Below are 16,772 nucleotides of genomic sequence, written 5' to 3'. Positions count from 1 at the left end.
ATTCAATCGGCCTTATCTGCTTTGCTGCCGGTGGCAGCGTTGCGGGTAGAGTTTCTACGCACGGGCGCAACATGCGCCGAGCCATTGTTGACGGCAATCAGCAGCGCCTGGCTCCAACGGCCAAGCAGGCTGAACAGATCACCCGCACCGACCTGGCGGTTGGCGGTTTTCAGCACACGACCCAAGCAGGCGGCGTCATCTCGGTCCTGGCCGGACGGTGACGCCTTGAGCAGGTCGCGCAGGGATTCTTCAAACGGATCGTGCATGGGCACCTCGCGCAGTATCAGCAAGAGACGAGATGGCACAGCGATGGGTCACACATCGCCTTGGGACGAATGTTTCAAAATGAACAAGCGTTGGATTCTTCGCGGGCAAGCCCGCTCCCACAGGGATCGCGCTGCAAGATAAATCAGTGCAATGCCCGCGAAGAGGCCAGTGCAGGTCAATAGCCATTTACACCCACCGCAACCGCCGGAACAGCCACCACTGCCCCACCGCCAAGCCCAGGACCAGCAGGCTGGCGAACAGGAAGCCATACGGGCTGTTCGACCCCGGAATACCGCCGACGTTGATGCCGAGCAGCCCGGTGACGAAGCTCATGGGCAGGAAAATACAGGTGATGATGCCGAAGCGGTACATGGTCCGGTTCATCCGCTCGCTGCGGCGCCGGTCCTCGCTCTCAAGCACCAGCGCGGCCCGCTCGCGGGTCAGCTCGAGCTCTTCGAGGTAGCGGATCAGGCTGTTGTTCAACTCGTTCCAGTAATCGGCATCGGCATCGGCAAACCAGCTCCACTTGCTGCGTGACAGCTGGGCGTAGATTTCACGCTGCGGCGCCAGAAAACGCCGCAGGCCAGCGGCCCGACGGCGGATCTGCTGCAGGCTGCCCTGCTCTGGGGTGTACCGTTCGTCGGATTCGACCTTTTCTTCTTCGAGATCAACCAATTCGGACAGGTCGCTGACCAGGCCCTGGACCTTTTCGGTCAGCAGTTCTCCCATCAACAGCAACAACTCGGAAGCCGACTTCGGCCCCCTGCCCTCGCTGAGCAACTGCAGAATCTCGTCGCTGGCCCGCAGCGGCCGCAGGCGCAGCGAGATGACCCGCTGCGCCTCGGCGAAAATGCGCACCGAAACCATGTCTTCAGGCTCGGCGCCCGGATTGAGGTTGACCCCGCGCAAAAACAGCAACAACTGTTCATCCACCAGCGGCAGCAAGCGCGGCCGGGTGTTTTCTTCCAGCAGCAAATCGCAGGCAAACTCGCTCAGGCCGCTGTCGCGCAGCAGCCAGGTACGGGTTTGCGGGTGGCTGCGGTCCCAGTGCAACCAGAGGCTTTCCTGGGGGTGCAGTTGCAGGTCGTCCAGTTCGGTACGGGCAATCGAGCGCGCGCCGCCTTTGCCATCGAGCACCAGGGCATGCACCAGCCCCCACTGCGCGTTGTCTTCCTCGAACATCAAAGCTCCATCAGCGCGTGCGGCGCATCACTCCGGCATTTTCAGCGGGCTTGGCGAAACCAGCACGCCATTGTTGTCGGCATATACGTATTCACCCGAGCGGAAGGTCACGCCGGCGAAGGTCACCGGCACGTCGAGCTCGCCGATGCCGCGCTTGTTGCTCTTTTTCGGGTGGCTGGCCAGGGCCTGCACGCCGACGTCGGTCTGGATCAGGATGTCCACGTCGCGTACGCAGCCGTAGATCACCAGGCCTTCCCAGCCATTTTTGGCAGCTTTCTCGGCCAGCATGTCGCCCAGCAGCGCACAGCGCAGCGAACCGCCGCCGTCGACCACCAGCACCTTGCCCTTGCCGTCGAGTTCGACCTGCTCCTTGACCAGCGAGTTGTCTTCGAAGCATTTGAGGGTGACGATTTGGCCGCCGAACGAATCGCGGCCGCCGAAGTTGCTGAACATGGGTTCGAGCACCTGGACCAGGTCTGGGTAGGCGTCGCAGAGGTCGGGCGTTACGTAATGCTGCATGGGAAGCTCCTGTCAGTCACAACGAAAGCGGGTGTGGGCCAAGGCTACACCGGAGAGGCTGTCGCAGTCATCCAGGACTGAGTGGTCAGCTTGTGCCTGTACCGGCCCTTTCGCGGGCAAGCCCGCTCCTACAGGATCACTGCAGCTCATAGGCCAGTGGTATTCCTGTGGGAGCGGGCTTGCCCGCGAAAGGGCCGGTACAGGCCGCACAGAATCAGCTGGCCAACACAGGCTCCGCCATCACAATCGAAGCATGCACGGGCACCAAGGGGGCCCTCAACCAGCGCTCCACCAACGGCCAGACCTGAGCCTGGGCCGCCTTGCTGACCAGCATGTCGACATGCCCGAACGCCTCGAAGCCTTCCTCGCGCCCCAGCCGCAGAAACTGCTTGCGCGACCCGCCCAACTGCTCGAACAGCTTGCGGCAAGCCCATACAGGGTCCTGGAAGTCGCCCGCGCCGGCCACGGCCAGCACCGGCACATCGACCCGTGCAAGCCCGGCCCACCAGTCATTGTCCTTGTCGCCAAAACGCCCGAACAGGCCATGCCAACGCATGCTTTCGAGGGCCAGGCCGATCGGCTCGTCCTCGGGGCCACGCTTTAAGCGCTGCCCCGGAATCTGCCGCCAGCGCTTAAGCAAAAACTTCGCCCCCCACACCACCGGCGGCACTTTCAAGGGCCAGTACACGCGGCTGACCTGGGTGCCGAAGAACGCCGCGCTGGCAACTTGCTCAGGTGGCAAATACCCGCCACCCAGTGCGGCGGCCAGGGTGGTACCGCCCAGGGAATGGCCAACCCAGTGCGGCGCCTGGCCGGCCTGCTCCTGAACGAATGCAGCAATCAAGGGCAAGTCATCGCGGGCATAGTCGGCGACACGGTTGTGCTGCCACTGGCGATTGCGCGGCGACAGGCCATGGCCACGCATTTCTGGGATCCACACATCAAAACCTGCGCGGGCGAGAAACGCGCCCAGGCCGATGCCTTTGGGCGAATACCAGAAGCGGCGGTTGGAGAAACTGCCGTGCAGAAGAATGACCGGTACGCCCTGGGCGCCTGGCTGGTCAGCCAACCCAAGGCGGGTCACGGCCAGCTCGACGCTCGGGTCGGGGCTGTTGCCAGCCTTGATCCGGTACACATCCTCGCTCAGGTCGCCTCGGCGCTCTGCGCTGAGCAAGGCCACGGGAAATAAAGTGCTACTGCTATGCATAAGGTTGCTTGGTGCACAAAAAAGGGCGGGAACCATTACTGGAACTCGCCCTGGATAAAACCAGGCGGGAGCGCGCCAGACGCGCCCCCGCAATTCACTGCATCAGGCTGCGCCCTGGCCCTCAGCCAGGAAGAACCAGGTCTCGAGCACCGAGTCCGGGTTCAGCGACACGCTTTCGATGCCCTGTTCCATCAGCCATTTGGCCAGGTCTGGGTGGTCCGATGGGCCCTGGCCGCAGATGCCGATGTACTTGCCGGCCTTGTTGCACGCCTGGATGGCGTTGGCCAGCAGCTTCTTGACGGCAGGGTTACGCTCGTCGAACAGGTGCGCAATGATCCCCGAGTCACGGTCCAGGCCCAGGGTCAGCTGGGTCAGGTCGTTGGAGCCGATCGAGAAGCCGTCGAAGTATTCCAGGAACTCTTCGGCCAGAATCGCGTTGGACGGCAGCTCGCACATCATGATCACGCGCAGGCCATTGTCGCCACGGGCCAGGCCGTTTTCGGCCAACAGGTCGATGACCTGGCTGGCTTCGCCCAAGGTGCGCACGAACGGCACCATGATTTCGACGTTGGTCAGGCCCATTTCGTTGCGCACGCGCTTAAGCGCGCGGCATTCGAGCTCGAAGCAGTCACGGAACGATTCGCTGATGTAACGCGAAGCGCCACGGAAGCCCAGCATCGGGTTTTCTTCTTCCGGCTCGTACAGCTTGCCGCCGATCAGGTTGGCGTATTCGTTGGACTTGAAGTCCGACAGGCGCACGATGACCTTTTTCGGGTAGAAGGCTGCCGCCAGGGTGCTAATGCCTTCGACCAGCTTCTCGACATAGAAGCCGACCGGGTCGTCGTAACCGGCGATGCGCTTGTCGACGCTGTCCTTGAGCTCTGCCGGCAGGCCGGCATAGTTCAGCAGCGCCTTGGGGTGCACGCCGATCATGCGGTTGATGATGAACTCCAGGCGCGCCAGGCCGACACCGGCGTTGGGCAGCTGGGCGAAGTCGAAGGCACGGTCTGGGTTGCCGACGTTCATCATGATCTTGAACGGCAGGTCCGGCATGGCGTCGACCGAGTTCTGCTTGATGTCGAAGCCCAGTTCGCCTTCGAAGATAAAGCCGGTATCGCCTTCGGCGCAGGAGACAGTCACGCCCTGGCCGTCCTTGAGCAGCTGGGTGGCGTTGCCGCAACCGACAACGGCCGGAATACCCAGCTCACGGGCAATGATCGCCGCGTGGCAGGTACGCCCGCCACGGTTGGTGACGATGGCGCTGGCGCGCTTCATGACCGGTTCCCAGTCCGGGTCGGTCATGTCGGAGACCAGCACGTCGCCCGGCTGGACCTTGTCCATTTCCGACACGTCGTTGATCACGCGGACCTTGCCGGCGCCGATGCGCTGGCCGATGGCGCGGCCTTCGACCAGTACGGTGCCTTTCTCTTTGAGCAGGTAGCGTTCCATGACATTGGCGCTGGAACGGCTTTTTACGGTTTCAGGGCGGGCCTGAACGATGTACAGCTTGCCGTCGTCACCGTCTTTGGCCCACTCGATGTCCATCGGGCGCTGATAGTGCTGCTCGATGATCATGGCCTGCTTGGCCAGTTCGTTGACTTCGGCGTCGCTCAGGCAGAAGCGGGCGCGTTCGGCGCGGTCGACTTCGACGGTCTTGACCGAACGACCGGCCTTGGCCTCGTCGCCGTAGATCATCTTGATCGCCTTGCTGCCCAGGTTGCGGCGCAGAATGGCCGGGCGGCCGGCCTGCAAGGTTTGCTTGTGCACGTAGAATTCATCAGGGTTGACCGCACCCTGCACGACGGTTTCACCCAGGCCATAGGCGCCGGTGATGAACACCACGTCGCGGAAGCCCGACTCGGTGTCGAGGGTGAACATCACGCCGGCGGTGCCGGTCTCGGAGCGGACCATGCGCTGCACGCCAGCGGACAGGGCCACCAGCTTGTGGTCAAAGCCCTGGTGCACGCGGTAGGCAATGGCGCGGTCGTTGAACAGCGAGGCGAACACTTCCTTGGCCGCGCGGATCACGTTGTCGACGCCGCGGATGTTGAGGAAGGTTTCTTGCTGACCGGCAAACGAGGCGTCCGGCAGGTCTTCGGCGGTGGCCGAAGAGCGCACGGCAACGGCCATGTTGTCGTTGCCAGCGGCCATTTCGGCGAAGGCCGTACGGATTTCCGCATCCAGACGCGCCGGGAATTCAGCTTCCATGACCCACTGGCGAATCTGCGCGCCGGTTTTGGTCAGGGCGTTGATGTCATCCACGTCCAGCGCATCGAGTGCGGCATGGATCCGGTCGTTGAGACCACTCTGTTCGAGAAAATCGCGGTACGCCTGCGCCGTAGTGGCAAAGCCGCCCGGCACCGATACACCAGCACCCGCAAGGTTGCTGATCATCTCGCCCAGGGATGCGTTCTTGCCCCCCACATGCTCCACATCATGGACGCCGAGCTTATCGAGGGAAACTACGTACTCTACCAAGGTGATCTCTCCACTAACTGTGTTGGAAAAGCTCAAAGGCGCCCGCCTGTCTGCTTTGACTTGGCCGGGCGTTTGTGGCCTGTACCTGGAAAATAAGTGAGAATGCCGACAGCCGCATTCGGCAAACCGAACTTATCATATCCAAGAAACGTCATCAGCTTAAGGCCCAGGGTGCAAATGAAAAGAACCGCGTTCTTCATCTCCGACGGCACCGGCATCACCGCCGAGACCCTGGGGCAAAGCTTGCTCGCTCAATTCGAAAGCATTCCGTTCAACAAATTCACCCGCCCCTACATCGATACGCCAGACAAAGCGCGCACCATGGTGCAGCAAATCAACGCTGCCGCCGAGCGCGATGGTGTGCGCCCGATCATCTTCGACACCATCGTCAATCAGGACATCCGCGAGATCCTGGCGACCTCGAATGGCTTCATGATCGACATCTTTTCGTCGTTTTTATCCCCGCTCGAGCAGGAATTGACCGCCCATTCGTCGTATTCCGTCGGCAAATCCCACTCGATTGGCGGCAACTCCAACTACATGGAGCGTATCGAGGCGGTCAACTTCGCCCTGGACAACGATGATGGCGCGCGCACGCACTACTACGACAAGGCCGACCTGATTCTGGTGGGTGTCTCGCGCTGCGGCAAGACGCCAACCTGCCTGTACATGGCCATGCAATTCGGTATTCGTGCGGCCAACTACCCGCTGACCGAAGATGACATGGAGCGCCTGCAACTGCCGGCGGTGCTGAAAAAGCACCACAGCAAGCTGTTTGGCCTCACCATCGACCCGGACCGCCTGACGGCCATCCGCCACGAGCGCAAGCCCAACAGCCGCTATTCCAGCTTTGCCCAGTGCGAGTTCGAGGTGCGCGAGGTAGAAAGCCTGTTCCGGCGGGAGAACATTCCCAATATCAATTCCACGCATTTTTCGGTGGAAGAGATTTCGGCGAAGATTCTGGTGGAGAAAGGCGTGGAGCGCAGGTTCAAGTAAGCCTGTAGGAGCGGCCTTGTGTCGCGAAGGGGTGCGAAGCGCCCCCACGATTTGCGCATCAGGCTGATATCGCCGGGGCCGCTATGCGGCCCTTTCGCGACACAAGGCCGCTCCTACAGGGACCGCGATCACCTGCTAGGTGGGACAATTACAAATAGAAAGCCCCGGCATCGCTGCCGGGGCTTTTTCATTTCAGACCACCGATCAGGACGGCACCACCACCGCCTGCCCGCTCATGGCCAGGTCGACCAGCTCGCGGTTGGCCACCGCGTACATCGCATAGTCAGTCCCGGTGGCATTGCGCAGGTCGTCCAGCATCGCGCGCCAGCGCTCGACCATCACCCGGTGCTGCTCGGCCCACAGCGCCACCCGGGCATCCATGTCCTGCGGTGCATCGACCATCTGCAGCACAGAAATGGTGATCGCCCGCTGCTGCAGGTCGATATCGTCGCGGAACGCCTCGCGGGCCAGGGCCTGCCAGTTGTTTTCCACCGGCAGGTTGCTGATCTCCTGCAGGTACCAGGTCAGGTCCAGCGAGCTGCCCACGGCGAAGAACGCCTTGGCCACCTGCGCCGGGTCATGGCCGGTCACATCCGCCGCCTCGATGATCGGCAACAAGGTGTACAGGTGGCTGGTACCGGCCACCATGCGCGCCAGCAGCTCTGGCACACCGGCGTCGACGAAGCCCTGGTAGCGCACCATCCAGCGCTCGCGGGTCGGGCCTTCCAGCAGTTCGTCAAGCTTGAGCCCCAGTTGCGCGATTTTCGGCCCGAAATGCGCGGTATCACGCCCGGCATCCTGCTCGTTGCGGCGGCTGCGCAGGAACCAGCGCGTGGCACGGCGGCCCAGGCGCATCAACTCGTCCATCAGGGTCAGCTGGATTTCGGCCGGCACCTGATAGTCCAGCGCTTCGATCTGACGGAACCAGTGCGGCAGGTGGAAGATGTCGCGCACGATCACATAGGCGCCCGCCACGTTGGCCGGGCTCATGCCGGTCGATTCCTTCAGGCGCTGGACGAAGGTGATGCCCATGTTGTTGACCAGGTCGTTGGCGATCTGGGTGCTGACGATCTCGCGTTTCAGGCGATGACGGCGCATGGACTCGGCAAACTTGCTGACCAGTGACGGCGGGAACGCGGTCTCCATGTCGCGGGTCAGGTAATCGTCGTCCGGCACCAGCGACTTCAGCAGTTGCTCCTTGAGGTCGATCTTGCTGTACGAGATCAGCACCGACAGCTCGGCACGGGTCAGGCCCTGGCCAGCCGCCAGGCGCTCGGCCAGTTGCTCTTCGGACGGCAGGAACTCGATGGCTCGGTCGAGCTTGCCACGCCCTTCCAGGTCCGCCATCAAGCGCTTGTATTCGGCAATCCGCTCGCGAGCGCGGCGCGCCGCCAGGGACAACGCCTGGGTCTGCTTGTAGTTGTTGCCCAGCACCAGCGCGCCGACTTCTTCGGTCATGCTGCCGAGCAACTGGTTGCGCTGCTTCTCGGTCATGTCGCCACCCTGCACCACTTCATTGAGCAGGATCTTGATATTGACCTCGTGGTCCGAGCAGTCCACGCCGCCGGCGTTGTCGATGAAGTCGGTGTTGGTCGCGCCGCCATTGAGGCCGAACTCGACCCGGCCAAGCTGGGTCATGCCCAGGTTGCCGCCCTCGCCCACCACCTTGCAGCGCAGCTCGTTGCCGTTGACGCGCAGGGCGTCGTTGGCCTTGTCGCCGACATCGGCGTGGCTCTCGCTGCTGGCCTTGACATAAGTGCCGATGCCGCCGTTCCACAGCAGGTCGACCGGTGCCTTGAGCAGTGCGTTGAGCAGTTCGGTCGGGGTCAGGCGGTCGGCTTCGATGGCAAAGCGTTCTTTCATCTGCGGGCTGATGGCAATGCTCTTGGCACTGCGCGGGAAGATCCCGCCGCCTTCGGACATGATGCTGGTGTCGTAGTCGCTCCAGGCCGAACGCGGCAGGTCGAACAGGCGCTTGCGCTCGGCGAAGCTGTTGGCCGGCTCCGGGTTCGGGTCGATGAAGATGTGCAGGTGGTTGAACGCCGCCACCAGCTTGAGTTTGTCGGACATCAGCAAGCCATTGCCGAACACGTCGCCGGCCATGTCGCCGACCCCGATCACGGTAATCGGGTCTTCCTGCACGTTGATGCCGCGCTCGCGGAAGTGGCGCTGTACACCCACCCAGGCGCCACGGGCGGTGATGCCCATCTTCTTGTGGTCATAGCCGGCCGAGCCGCCCGAGGCAAAGGCATCGCCCAGCCAGAAGCCGTAGTCGATGGCGATGCCGTTGGCGATGTCCGAGAACGTCGCGGTGCCTTTGTCGGCGGCCACTACCAGGTACGGATCGTCTTCATCGTGCCGCACCACGTTGGCCGGCGGCACCACGCCCCCGTCCTTGAGGTTGTCGGTGATGTCGAGCAGGCCAGAAATGAAGATGCGGTAGCAGGCAATGCCTTCGGCAGCGATCTCGTCACGGCTGCCGCCCAGGGGCAGGCGGCGCGGCAGGAAGCCGCCTTTGGCGCCGACTGGCACGATGACCGAGTTCTTCACCTGCTGGGCCTTGACCAGGCCGAGCACCTCGGTGCGGAAGTCTTCCTCGCGGTCCGACCAGCGCAGGCCGCCACGGGCGACGTTGCCAAAGCGCAGGTGCACGCCTTCGACCCGTGGCGAATAAACGAAGATCTCGAACTTGGGTACCGGCTTTGGCAGCTCTGGGATCAGCTTGGGGTTGAACTTGAAGCTGAAGTACGACTTGTTCTGGCCGTTGGCATCGGGCTGGTAGAAGTTGGTGCGCAGGGTGGCCTTGATCAGGTCCAGGTAGCGACGCAGGATGCGGTCTTCGTTGAGCACCTGAACATCGTCCAGGGCCGTCAAGATCGCCTGCTCCAGACGCTGCTGCTTGTCGTCCAGGTCGTCTTGAGTCAGTTTGCGCGCCAGGTAGAAGCGGGTCTTGAACAACCGGGTCAGTTCGCGGGCGATACCGGTGTGGTTGTTCAAGGTGCTGGCGATATAGCCCAGGTCGAAGCCCAGGCGGATCTGCTTGAGGTAACGGGCATACGCACGCAGCAGCGCCACATCGCGCCACGGCAGGCCGGCGGTCAGCACCAGGCGGTTGAAGGCGTCGTTCTCGGCATCGCCGCGGACGATGTGGATGAAGGCGTCCTGCAGGGTGTCGTTGAGCTGCTGGATATCCAGGCTCAGGCCTTCGCTGTAGGTGAAGGCGAAGTCATGGATCCAGTACTCACGGCCATTGGCGTGGCGCAGGCGATATGGGAACTCGCCAAGCACGCGCAAACCGAGGTTTTCCAGAATCGGCAAGACATCGGACAGCGCCAGCGGGGTGTCGGCGTGGTACAGCTTGCAATGCAGGGTACGCTCGCCGACCTGGGTCAGCGGCTGGTAGAAGCTCATGGCCAGCGGCTTGCTTTCAGACAGCCCCAGCACATGCTGCAGGTCGACCACGGCCGAGTGCGCCGCGAAGCGCTCGCGGTAGCCCGCCGGGAAGCCTTTGGGGAAGTCGGCCAGGATGTTGGTGCCTTGGGCTTCGCCGAAGTTCTCTACCACCAGGGTCGAGTAATCGTCCTGCCACGAGCGGCAAGCCTGGATCACTTCGTTTTCCAGCTGCTGCGGGTCGATGTCGATGCGGTTCTTCGGGTCGACCCGCAAAATCAGCTGCACGCGCGCCAGCACCGATTCGGAGAAGAAGGTCCAGAACTCGCAGTCGCTGGCTTTGAGGCGCTCCATCAGCACCTGCTGGATCTTCTGCCGCACTTCGGTGGAGTAGACCTCGCGCGGCACGTAGGCCAGGCAGTAGCAGAAGCGGCCGTAAGGGTCTTTGCGCAGGAACACGCGAATCTTGTTGCGCTCCTGGATCTGCACGATGGCCATGACCGTGCTGAACAGCTCGTCGATCGGGGTCTGGAACAGGTCGTCGCGCGGCAGCACTTCGAGCACCTGGGCCAGCTCCTTGCCCAAGTGGGCCTTGGGGTCGAAGCCCGAACGGCGCTCGACTTCGGCCACCTTGACCCGAATGTACGGGATGGCATGCACGCTCTCGCCATACACCGAGGAGGTGTACAAGCCCATGAAGCGGTGTTCCTTGACCACCTTGCCATCCGCGTCCAGCTGGCGGATCGACACGTAGTCCGGGTAGGCCGGGCGGTGCACGCGGCTGGGCAGCGCGGCCTTGGCGAAGGACAGCAGCAGCGGCTCGTTGAGGTAGGCCACGGCGTAGTCTTCGATACGCAGTTCTTCAGGCGTCAGCCCCACGCGCAGGCGCCGTGGCAGGCCGAGGAACGACTGTTCGTCGTAGACCATCTGGCCGCCATCGCTGCCGCCCTGGACGGTGAATTCTTCGTAGCCGAGGAAGGTGAAATGGTTGTCCAGCAGCCACTCGAGAAACGCCTTCACCTCGCCTTTGTCATGCTGCGCCGGGCCGAACGCGGTCTGTTCCACCAGCGCCACGACTTCGCGCAGCTTGGCCTTCATCGGTTCGAAATCGGCGACCGCTACCCGCACTTCGGCCAGCACTTGTTCGATTTCACGGGCCAGCACCGTCAGTTCAGCGGCGTTGGCGCAGCGGTCGATCTCCAGGTACATCAGCGACTCATGGCGCACGCCTTCACCGTGGGTACCCTTGGGCAGCAGCTCCAGCAGCTCGCCTTTGGCACCGCGGCGTACGCTCAGTACCGTGGTTTGCAGGGTGTGGATGCTGTAGCCCCGGCGGTTGAGCTCGGTGCGCACCGAGTCGACCAGGAAGGGTAAATCGTGGTGCAGCACCTCGACCACGGTGTGGGTCGACTGCCAGCCGTTGCGTTCGTAATCAGGGTTGTACACCCGCACTTGAGGTTGTTCGGCGTCGAAGCGCTCGATGATGCGCCAGGCAGAAAGGGTACAGCCAGCCAGGTCGGAAAGCCTGCGCTGGGTGAGTTCGTCCATAGAGATGATGCCGAAGAACTGTTCGGCGAACAGCGCCACTTGTGGCAGTGCCTGTTCGCTGATGTGCTGCGCCAGAGCCGCTTGCAGTTGATGCTGGAAGTCGGCCTTGCTGGCTGCGGTGAAAAACGCCATCTGTGGTACTCCGCTTGGGCTTTGTAATAATTGAAGCGTCGCTCGCGTGCGCCGTGTACGGATCAACGATAGCCAACCCGTGGCATGGCGGACGGTTATAACCAGGCGTTGGACGTGCACAGCACGCCCAGGGCTCGCCGAAGCTTAACGACTGAGTAGTCACCAACGCTTGCAGCGCTGCGACAATTTCGGTCAAGGGGGGGTAACTTTACGTTTATGGATACGTGCAAGACTGTCAGAATTCCCTTCCGCTTCCTTTGACCCGAGCCTGTCCATGCAAATCAACACCGCCCTGCTCTTCGCCACCCCTTGCGATGACGAGGAAGACAACATGGCGACCCTCTGCTGCCACAGCGACAAGGGTCAGATGTTCCTGCTTACCCGCTATCCGGATGAAGACACGGTCGACCTGACCCTGGATGACGAGCCGTCGACGCTGGACGGGCTGAAAGTGACCCTGAGCGCCCAGCGCCTGCTGATCGAAGTGGCGGCCGGGGACCGCGATGCGCTGAAGGGGGATGAAGCGCTGGAGATCATCCTGACCAGCGAACTGAGCGACCTGGACGAGGTGAAGGAGACGCTGCAGAACATTCTTGAGGGGACGGGGACGTTTGTCTGCGAGGTTTGAGGGCTGTCATTTCCCAAGCAGGAAACCCTAAACCCCGCCGAAGCGGGACTTAGGGTTTACACACGTTTGTAGGCAGCTTCGTACACTTCATCGTCGCGCCTGGCACCTATGCAGAGAACCAAAACGATCTCGGTGCCGTTAATTCGATAGACAATGCGCACATCGCCTGTGCGAATTCTGCGGCAACCCGCCAGCACGCCCCTAAGGGGCTTGCCTAGCTTGTCAGGCTCGCCTCCTGCGATACGCTCACGCACCACTCTGAGGACTCTTTGTGCCTCCGCGCGCCCAAGCTGCTGAAGGTCATTTTCTACTTCAGGGTGAAACCTGACAGTCCAGATCATCGCGTTCCTACCTGAAGCGAGCCTCCATGTCTTCAAGGCTCACGCTATTTTCCTCTTTCAGGCTGAGTAGGCGCTCGGCAGCCAGCCGCTCTGCGCGTAGATCTTCGAGCTCGTCCTGCATGGCTTGGTAGGCCTCAACACCTATCAGCACAGCAGCCGGCTCATTGTCCTTGAAAATGACGAGGTGGGTTGCATCCCCGCTCGTCACTTCCTTTAAACGCGCTCCAAACGTTCTAGCCATTGCCGTAGCAGACACCGCCTGCTCAGCTCTGGTCATTAGTCCAGCCATCGCATGCTTGCTCCCATCGGTTTGCTGCATTGCCTCCAGAGAGTAAGGGAGACGGGAGGAGATGCAGCGGCTCCCCCGAATCGACAACACACAATATTGCGTAAAATCACACGCAAATCAACACACACAAACGCCATCCTGATGCGTGGTATGTGCTGTGCGACGCGACGCGGAAAGAGCGAGACTAAATTCCCAACGTGCAGCGTGCAACGGGATAAAGGGAATCGGAGCGTGTTTCGGAAATGACCTACATAGCCTGACTATGGGTGCATGCAGAGCCATAAGCTTTCACCCCTGACGATCCTGCAATCCGTAATTAGCTCGTCGTGTCCGCTCCAACTGCGCCTCAAACCACTGCAACACCGCCGTGCAAGCCGGGTGCGCCGCCCCGCTATCGCGCAACCACAGTGCATACACGCCGCCAGTCTTCAGCGGCTCGCCAAACGGCACGATCAAATCCCCCCGGGCCAGGGCGTCGTGCGCCAGCACCTGGTCCGTCATGGCCACGCCCAAACCGCGGGCAGCGGCATCCAGCGCCAGGTCGTCAAGGTTGAACATCAGGTGTTTGTAACTGCGCCCGGGGCGATCCTGATGCGCTTGCAACCACAGGTTCCACTCGTGGCGCGCGGTCGAGCCATGGATCAAGGCATGATCACCCAGCGTTTCCAGCGAGCGTGGCGGTAACTGTCCGTCGCCAAGGCGCGGCGCGCAGACCGGGACCAGGTACTCATCGAACAACACCGTCAGCGGCCGATCGTCAAGGCCATCTCGCAAATACAGTACATAGGCATCGCAATCGCCGCTGGTTTCCACCACCTCCCCGCTAACCGTTTCGATGGACAGGCACAACGCCGGGTTCAGCGCATAAAAGCTGCTCAACCTCGGCAGCAACCAGCGCACCGCCAGTGACACGAAGATGCGAATGCGAAACGGCCGGTCCACGGGCGCTGGCGAAAGCCGCTGCGCCAGGGCGCGCAGATCGTTCAGCGTTTCACACGCCACCGCATAGACATCACGGCCGTGCTCCGTCAGCGCCACCTTGCGGCTGGTGCGGTCGAACAGCGCCACCCCGTAATGCTCCTCCAACTGCTGAACCTGGCGGCTGATCGCGCTCTGGGTCAGGTGCAACTGCCGGGCAGCCTCGGTAAAGCTGCTGCTGTCCGCCACGTGAATGAGCGCCTGAAGGGCATGAAGCGAGGGCACACGAAAGATTTTATCCATGCGTTTCAAGAATAGCTGAATGAAATATTAGCGTTAGAAACACGGCCACAGCCCTCGTAGATTAAGCCTTGAACGCGCACTGACAACGAACACCGATAACCCGTGCGCATTGATTGTGGAGAAGCTGATGGCAATCGACAACCGCTGTGGATGGATCGCGCTGGCAGGCGAGTCTGCCCCGCACCCGCGCCTCGAAGGCCAGCACACCTGCGACTGGCTGATCATCGGCGGTGGCATCACCGGCCTCGCCGCGGCCCACACACTGGCGGCACGCTTCCCGGGGCAACGCATCGTCCTGCTTGACCGGCAGCGAGTAGCCCAAGGGGCTTCGGCACGCAACTCGGGCTTTGCCGTCAGCCATGAACTGCCCTCGCCCAACGAACTGCTCGGCAACCCTGGTTTTGCAGATTTTGAAGTGGCGTCGCGCATTGGCGTGGCCGCTGCTCGGGAAGTGCGCCAGCGCATTGGTGAGCTGGGCATCGCCTGCGAGTACGACGACGGTGGCTATCACTTCGCCGTGCATCAGCCCGCGCACCTGCAGCAGGCCGAGGCCGTGATGCACACACTCGAGGCCGTAGGCGCCCAAGCACGCTACCTGGAAGGCCAAGCGCTGCAGCAGCGCCTTGGCAGCGGCTTCTATACACGCGCCATCCATTGCGCTGGGGGCAACGCCTTGCTGCAACCGGCGAAGTATGTACAGGGCCTTGCAGACAGCCTGCCCAGGGCGGTGGAGGTGTACGAGCACAGTGCGGTACTGAGCCTGCGCCGTGCCGGGCGTGGCTGGCAAGCCAAAACCGAAGCCGGCGTTATCAATGCGCCCCAGGTGCTGGCCTGCGTCGGCGCATTCTTGCCCAGAGTAGGCGTGCACCACAGCGGCACCTTCCCGCTGGAACTGAGCGCCAGCATCACCCGCCCACTGACCGAGGCGCGTTGGCAAAGCCAGTTCGGCGACCACACCTGGGGCGTGCTGTCGACCTTGCCGGGCGGCGCTACCCTGCGCCTGCTGCCAGGCCGACGGCTGCTGATTCGCAACACCGTGGAATACCGCCAGCGCGACCTCAATGGCGCGCAGTTGCAGGCCCGCCGACAGCAGCATCTGCAAGGCCTGGAAAAGCGCTTCCCCGGGCTGTCCGCTAAGGACCTCGAATACACCTGGACCGGCCACCTGAGCGGCACCCGTTCTGGCGAGCCGTGCTTCGCGCGGATCGACGAAGGGCTGCATGCCGTGGCCGGCTGCAACGGCTCGGGGGTCGCCCGCGGCACCTTGTGGGGCAGGCTGCTGGTCGACATGGCCAGCGCATCGTCGTCAACGCTGCTCAGCGACGTGCTTGGCCAGGCCCAACCCGGTTACCTGCCGCCACGCCCGTTCTTCGATATCGGCGCGTCCCTGCGCATGGCCTGGGAAGTACGCCGCGCGCGGCTAGAACGTTGACCGCCATGAGCACTTGCGCACACTTACAACAACAGAGGGCAAGATGATGAAACGTACCTGCATGGCCGTGCTGTCCGCGGCGCTGTTCAGCCTGACGGCCCAGGCCGCCGAATCGGTGAACATCGCCAACTGGAGCGGCTACATTGCCGATGACACCTTGGCAGAGTTCGCCCGCCGCACGGGCATCCAGCCCACCTACGACCTTATCGACAGCAACGAGACGACCGAGGCCAAGCTGATGACCGGCGGCAGCGGCTACGACCTGGTCAGCCCGTCCAACCATTTTCTGCCCAGGCTGATCAAGGCCGGTGCCATCCAGGAACTCGATCGCAGCAAGCTGCCCAACTGGCACAACCTCGACCCCAAGCTGATGCAGTTGCTGGAAACCAGCGACCCCGGCAACCGCCATGCCATCCCCTACATGTGGGTGACCACGGGTATCGGCTACAACGTCGACAAGATCAAGGCCATCTTCGGCACTGCCGATGTCACTCAGTCCTGGCAAATGCTGTTCAACCCGGACAACATCCGCAAGCTGAGCGCCTGTGGCGTGGCGTTTCTCGACAACCCGACGCAGGTGTTGCCGATCACCCTCAAGGTGCTGGGGCTCGACCCACACAGCCAGCGCCCTGAAGACCTGAAAAAAGCCGAGGCGGCGCTGATGGCTATCCGCCCTTCCATCAGCTACTTCCACCAATCCAAGTACATCAGCGACCTGGCCAACGGCAACATCTGCGTTGCGATCGGTTTCAGCGGCGATGTGCTGCAAGCGATGAACAGCGCGCAACAGGCGAACAACGGCGTGCACCTGGGCTACAGCATTCCCCGTGAAGGCTCGACGGTGGCGGTGGACATGGTGGTGATTCCCAAAGCTGCGCCGCACCTGGACGCGGCCTATGCCTACCTGAACTACCTGCTCGACCCCCAGGTCATGGCGCATATCAGCAACGCGGTGAAGTACCCGAATGGCAATGCGGCGTCATTACCCTATGTAGACGCGGCGCTGCGTGACAACCCGGCGGTGTACCCACCCCAGGCCGTGCTGGATACGCTATTCCCGATCCAGACCCTGTCACCGGCAGGCATGCGCTTGAGCACCCGGCTGTGGACCCGGGTGATCAGCGGCAAGTGAGCGCTGCGGG

General features: G+C 62.4%; 13 protein-coding genes. 4 read left to right on the top strand and 9 right to left on the bottom strand.

The window, feature by feature from the left end; all coding sequences use genetic code 11:
* Positions 1 to 2 precede the first annotated feature (2 nt).
* The 5 genes from ACMCNM_RS10250 to ppsA all read right to left on the bottom strand — a co-directional run bounded on the left by ACMCNM_RS10250 (position 3) and on the right by ppsA (position 5,653).
* Positions 3 to 266 (bottom strand): hypothetical protein, encoded by a 264-nt coding sequence (locus ACMCNM_RS10250; protein ID WP_033700486.1) that lies wholly within the window; start codon positions 264 to 266, stop codon positions 3 to 5.
* 187 nt (positions 267 to 453) lie between these two features.
* Positions 454 to 1,449, bottom strand: a complete 996-nt coding sequence (locus ACMCNM_RS10245; RefSeq protein ID WP_027596674.1) for a zinc transporter ZntB — start codon at positions 1,447 to 1,449, stop codon at positions 454 to 456.
* A gap of 27 nt (positions 1,450 to 1,476) precedes the next feature.
* A complete protein-coding gene (rraA, locus tag ACMCNM_RS10240; RefSeq protein ID WP_027596675.1) occupies positions 1,477 to 1,968 on the bottom strand; it encodes a ribonuclease E activity regulator RraA in 492 nt (163 codons plus the stop codon).
* A 214-nt stretch (positions 1,969 to 2,182) separates the two neighbouring features.
* The gene (locus ACMCNM_RS10235; protein ID WP_412764295.1) at positions 2,183 to 3,175 is read right to left on the bottom strand and encodes an alpha/beta fold hydrolase; all 993 of its coding nucleotides are present in this window, start codon (positions 3,173 to 3,175) and stop codon (positions 2,183 to 2,185) included.
* A 102-nt stretch (positions 3,176 to 3,277) separates the two neighbouring features.
* The gene (ppsA, locus tag ACMCNM_RS10230; RefSeq protein WP_265969985.1) at positions 3,278 to 5,653 is read right to left on the bottom strand and encodes a phosphoenolpyruvate synthase; all 2,376 of its coding nucleotides are present in this window, start codon (positions 5,651 to 5,653) and stop codon (positions 3,278 to 3,280) included.
* Between the two features lie 177 nt (positions 5,654 to 5,830).
* Here ppsA and ACMCNM_RS10225 point away from each other — a divergent pair, with 177 nt between their 5' ends.
* Positions 5,831 to 6,649 carry a pyruvate, water dikinase regulatory protein gene (locus ACMCNM_RS10225; protein WP_027596678.1) on the top strand — a complete coding sequence of 273 codons (819 nt, stop codon included), beginning with the start codon at positions 5,831 to 5,833 and terminating at the stop codon, positions 6,647 to 6,649.
* A gap of 204 nt (positions 6,650 to 6,853) precedes the next feature.
* Here ACMCNM_RS10225 and ACMCNM_RS10220 read toward each other — a convergent pair whose 3' ends face one another.
* Positions 6,854 to 11,719 (bottom strand): NAD-glutamate dehydrogenase, encoded by a 4,866-nt coding sequence (locus ACMCNM_RS10220; protein ID WP_265969986.1) that lies wholly within the window; start codon positions 11,717 to 11,719, stop codon positions 6,854 to 6,856.
* A 274-nt stretch (positions 11,720 to 11,993) separates the two neighbouring features.
* Here ACMCNM_RS10220 and ACMCNM_RS10215 point away from each other — a divergent pair, with 274 nt between their 5' ends.
* The gene (locus ACMCNM_RS10215; protein WP_412764294.1) at positions 11,994 to 12,347 is read left to right on the top strand and encodes a hypothetical protein; all 354 of its coding nucleotides are present in this window, start codon (positions 11,994 to 11,996) and stop codon (positions 12,345 to 12,347) included.
* Between the two features lie 56 nt (positions 12,348 to 12,403).
* Here the strand turns inward: ACMCNM_RS10215 and ACMCNM_RS10210 are convergent, their stop codons facing one another.
* The 3 genes from ACMCNM_RS10210 to ACMCNM_RS10200 all read right to left on the bottom strand — a co-directional run bounded on the left by ACMCNM_RS10210 (position 12,404) and on the right by ACMCNM_RS10200 (position 14,198).
* Entirely contained in the window at positions 12,404 to 12,688 is a 285-nt protein-coding gene (locus ACMCNM_RS10210) for a type II toxin-antitoxin system RelE family toxin (RefSeq protein WP_274887415.1), read from the bottom strand.
* Between the two features lie 7 nt (positions 12,689 to 12,695).
* Positions 12,696 to 12,929: a type II toxin-antitoxin system Phd/YefM family antitoxin gene (locus ACMCNM_RS10205; protein WP_027596682.1), complete on the bottom strand. Its 234-nt coding sequence runs from the start codon at positions 12,927 to 12,929 to the stop codon at positions 12,696 to 12,698.
* Between the two features lie 336 nt (positions 12,930 to 13,265).
* Complete coding sequence (locus ACMCNM_RS10200; protein ID WP_412764293.1) at positions 13,266 to 14,198, bottom strand: LysR substrate-binding domain-containing protein; 933 nt, start codon at positions 14,196 to 14,198, stop codon at positions 13,266 to 13,268.
* 133 nt (positions 14,199 to 14,331) lie between these two features.
* Here ACMCNM_RS10200 and ACMCNM_RS10195 point away from each other — a divergent pair, with 133 nt between their 5' ends.
* Positions 14,332 to 15,630 carry an NAD(P)/FAD-dependent oxidoreductase gene (locus ACMCNM_RS10195; protein WP_412765913.1) on the top strand — a complete coding sequence of 433 codons (1,299 nt, stop codon included), beginning with the start codon at positions 14,332 to 14,334 and terminating at the stop codon, positions 15,628 to 15,630.
* A 43-nt stretch (positions 15,631 to 15,673) separates the two neighbouring features.
* Entirely contained in the window at positions 15,674 to 16,762 is a 1,089-nt protein-coding gene (locus ACMCNM_RS10190; RefSeq protein ID WP_412764292.1) for a polyamine ABC transporter substrate-binding protein, read from the top strand.
* Positions 16,763 to 16,772 lie beyond the last annotated feature (10 nt).

This window comes from Pseudomonas sp. NGC7 (assembly GCF_047159675.1).
In the GTDB taxonomy this organism is placed as follows: Bacteria; Pseudomonadota; Gammaproteobacteria; order Pseudomonadales; family Pseudomonadaceae; genus Aquipseudomonas; species Aquipseudomonas kermanshahensis.
The sequence above is the reverse complement of the archived record's forward strand: the minus strand, read 5'-3'. Positions and strand labels throughout refer to the sequence as shown.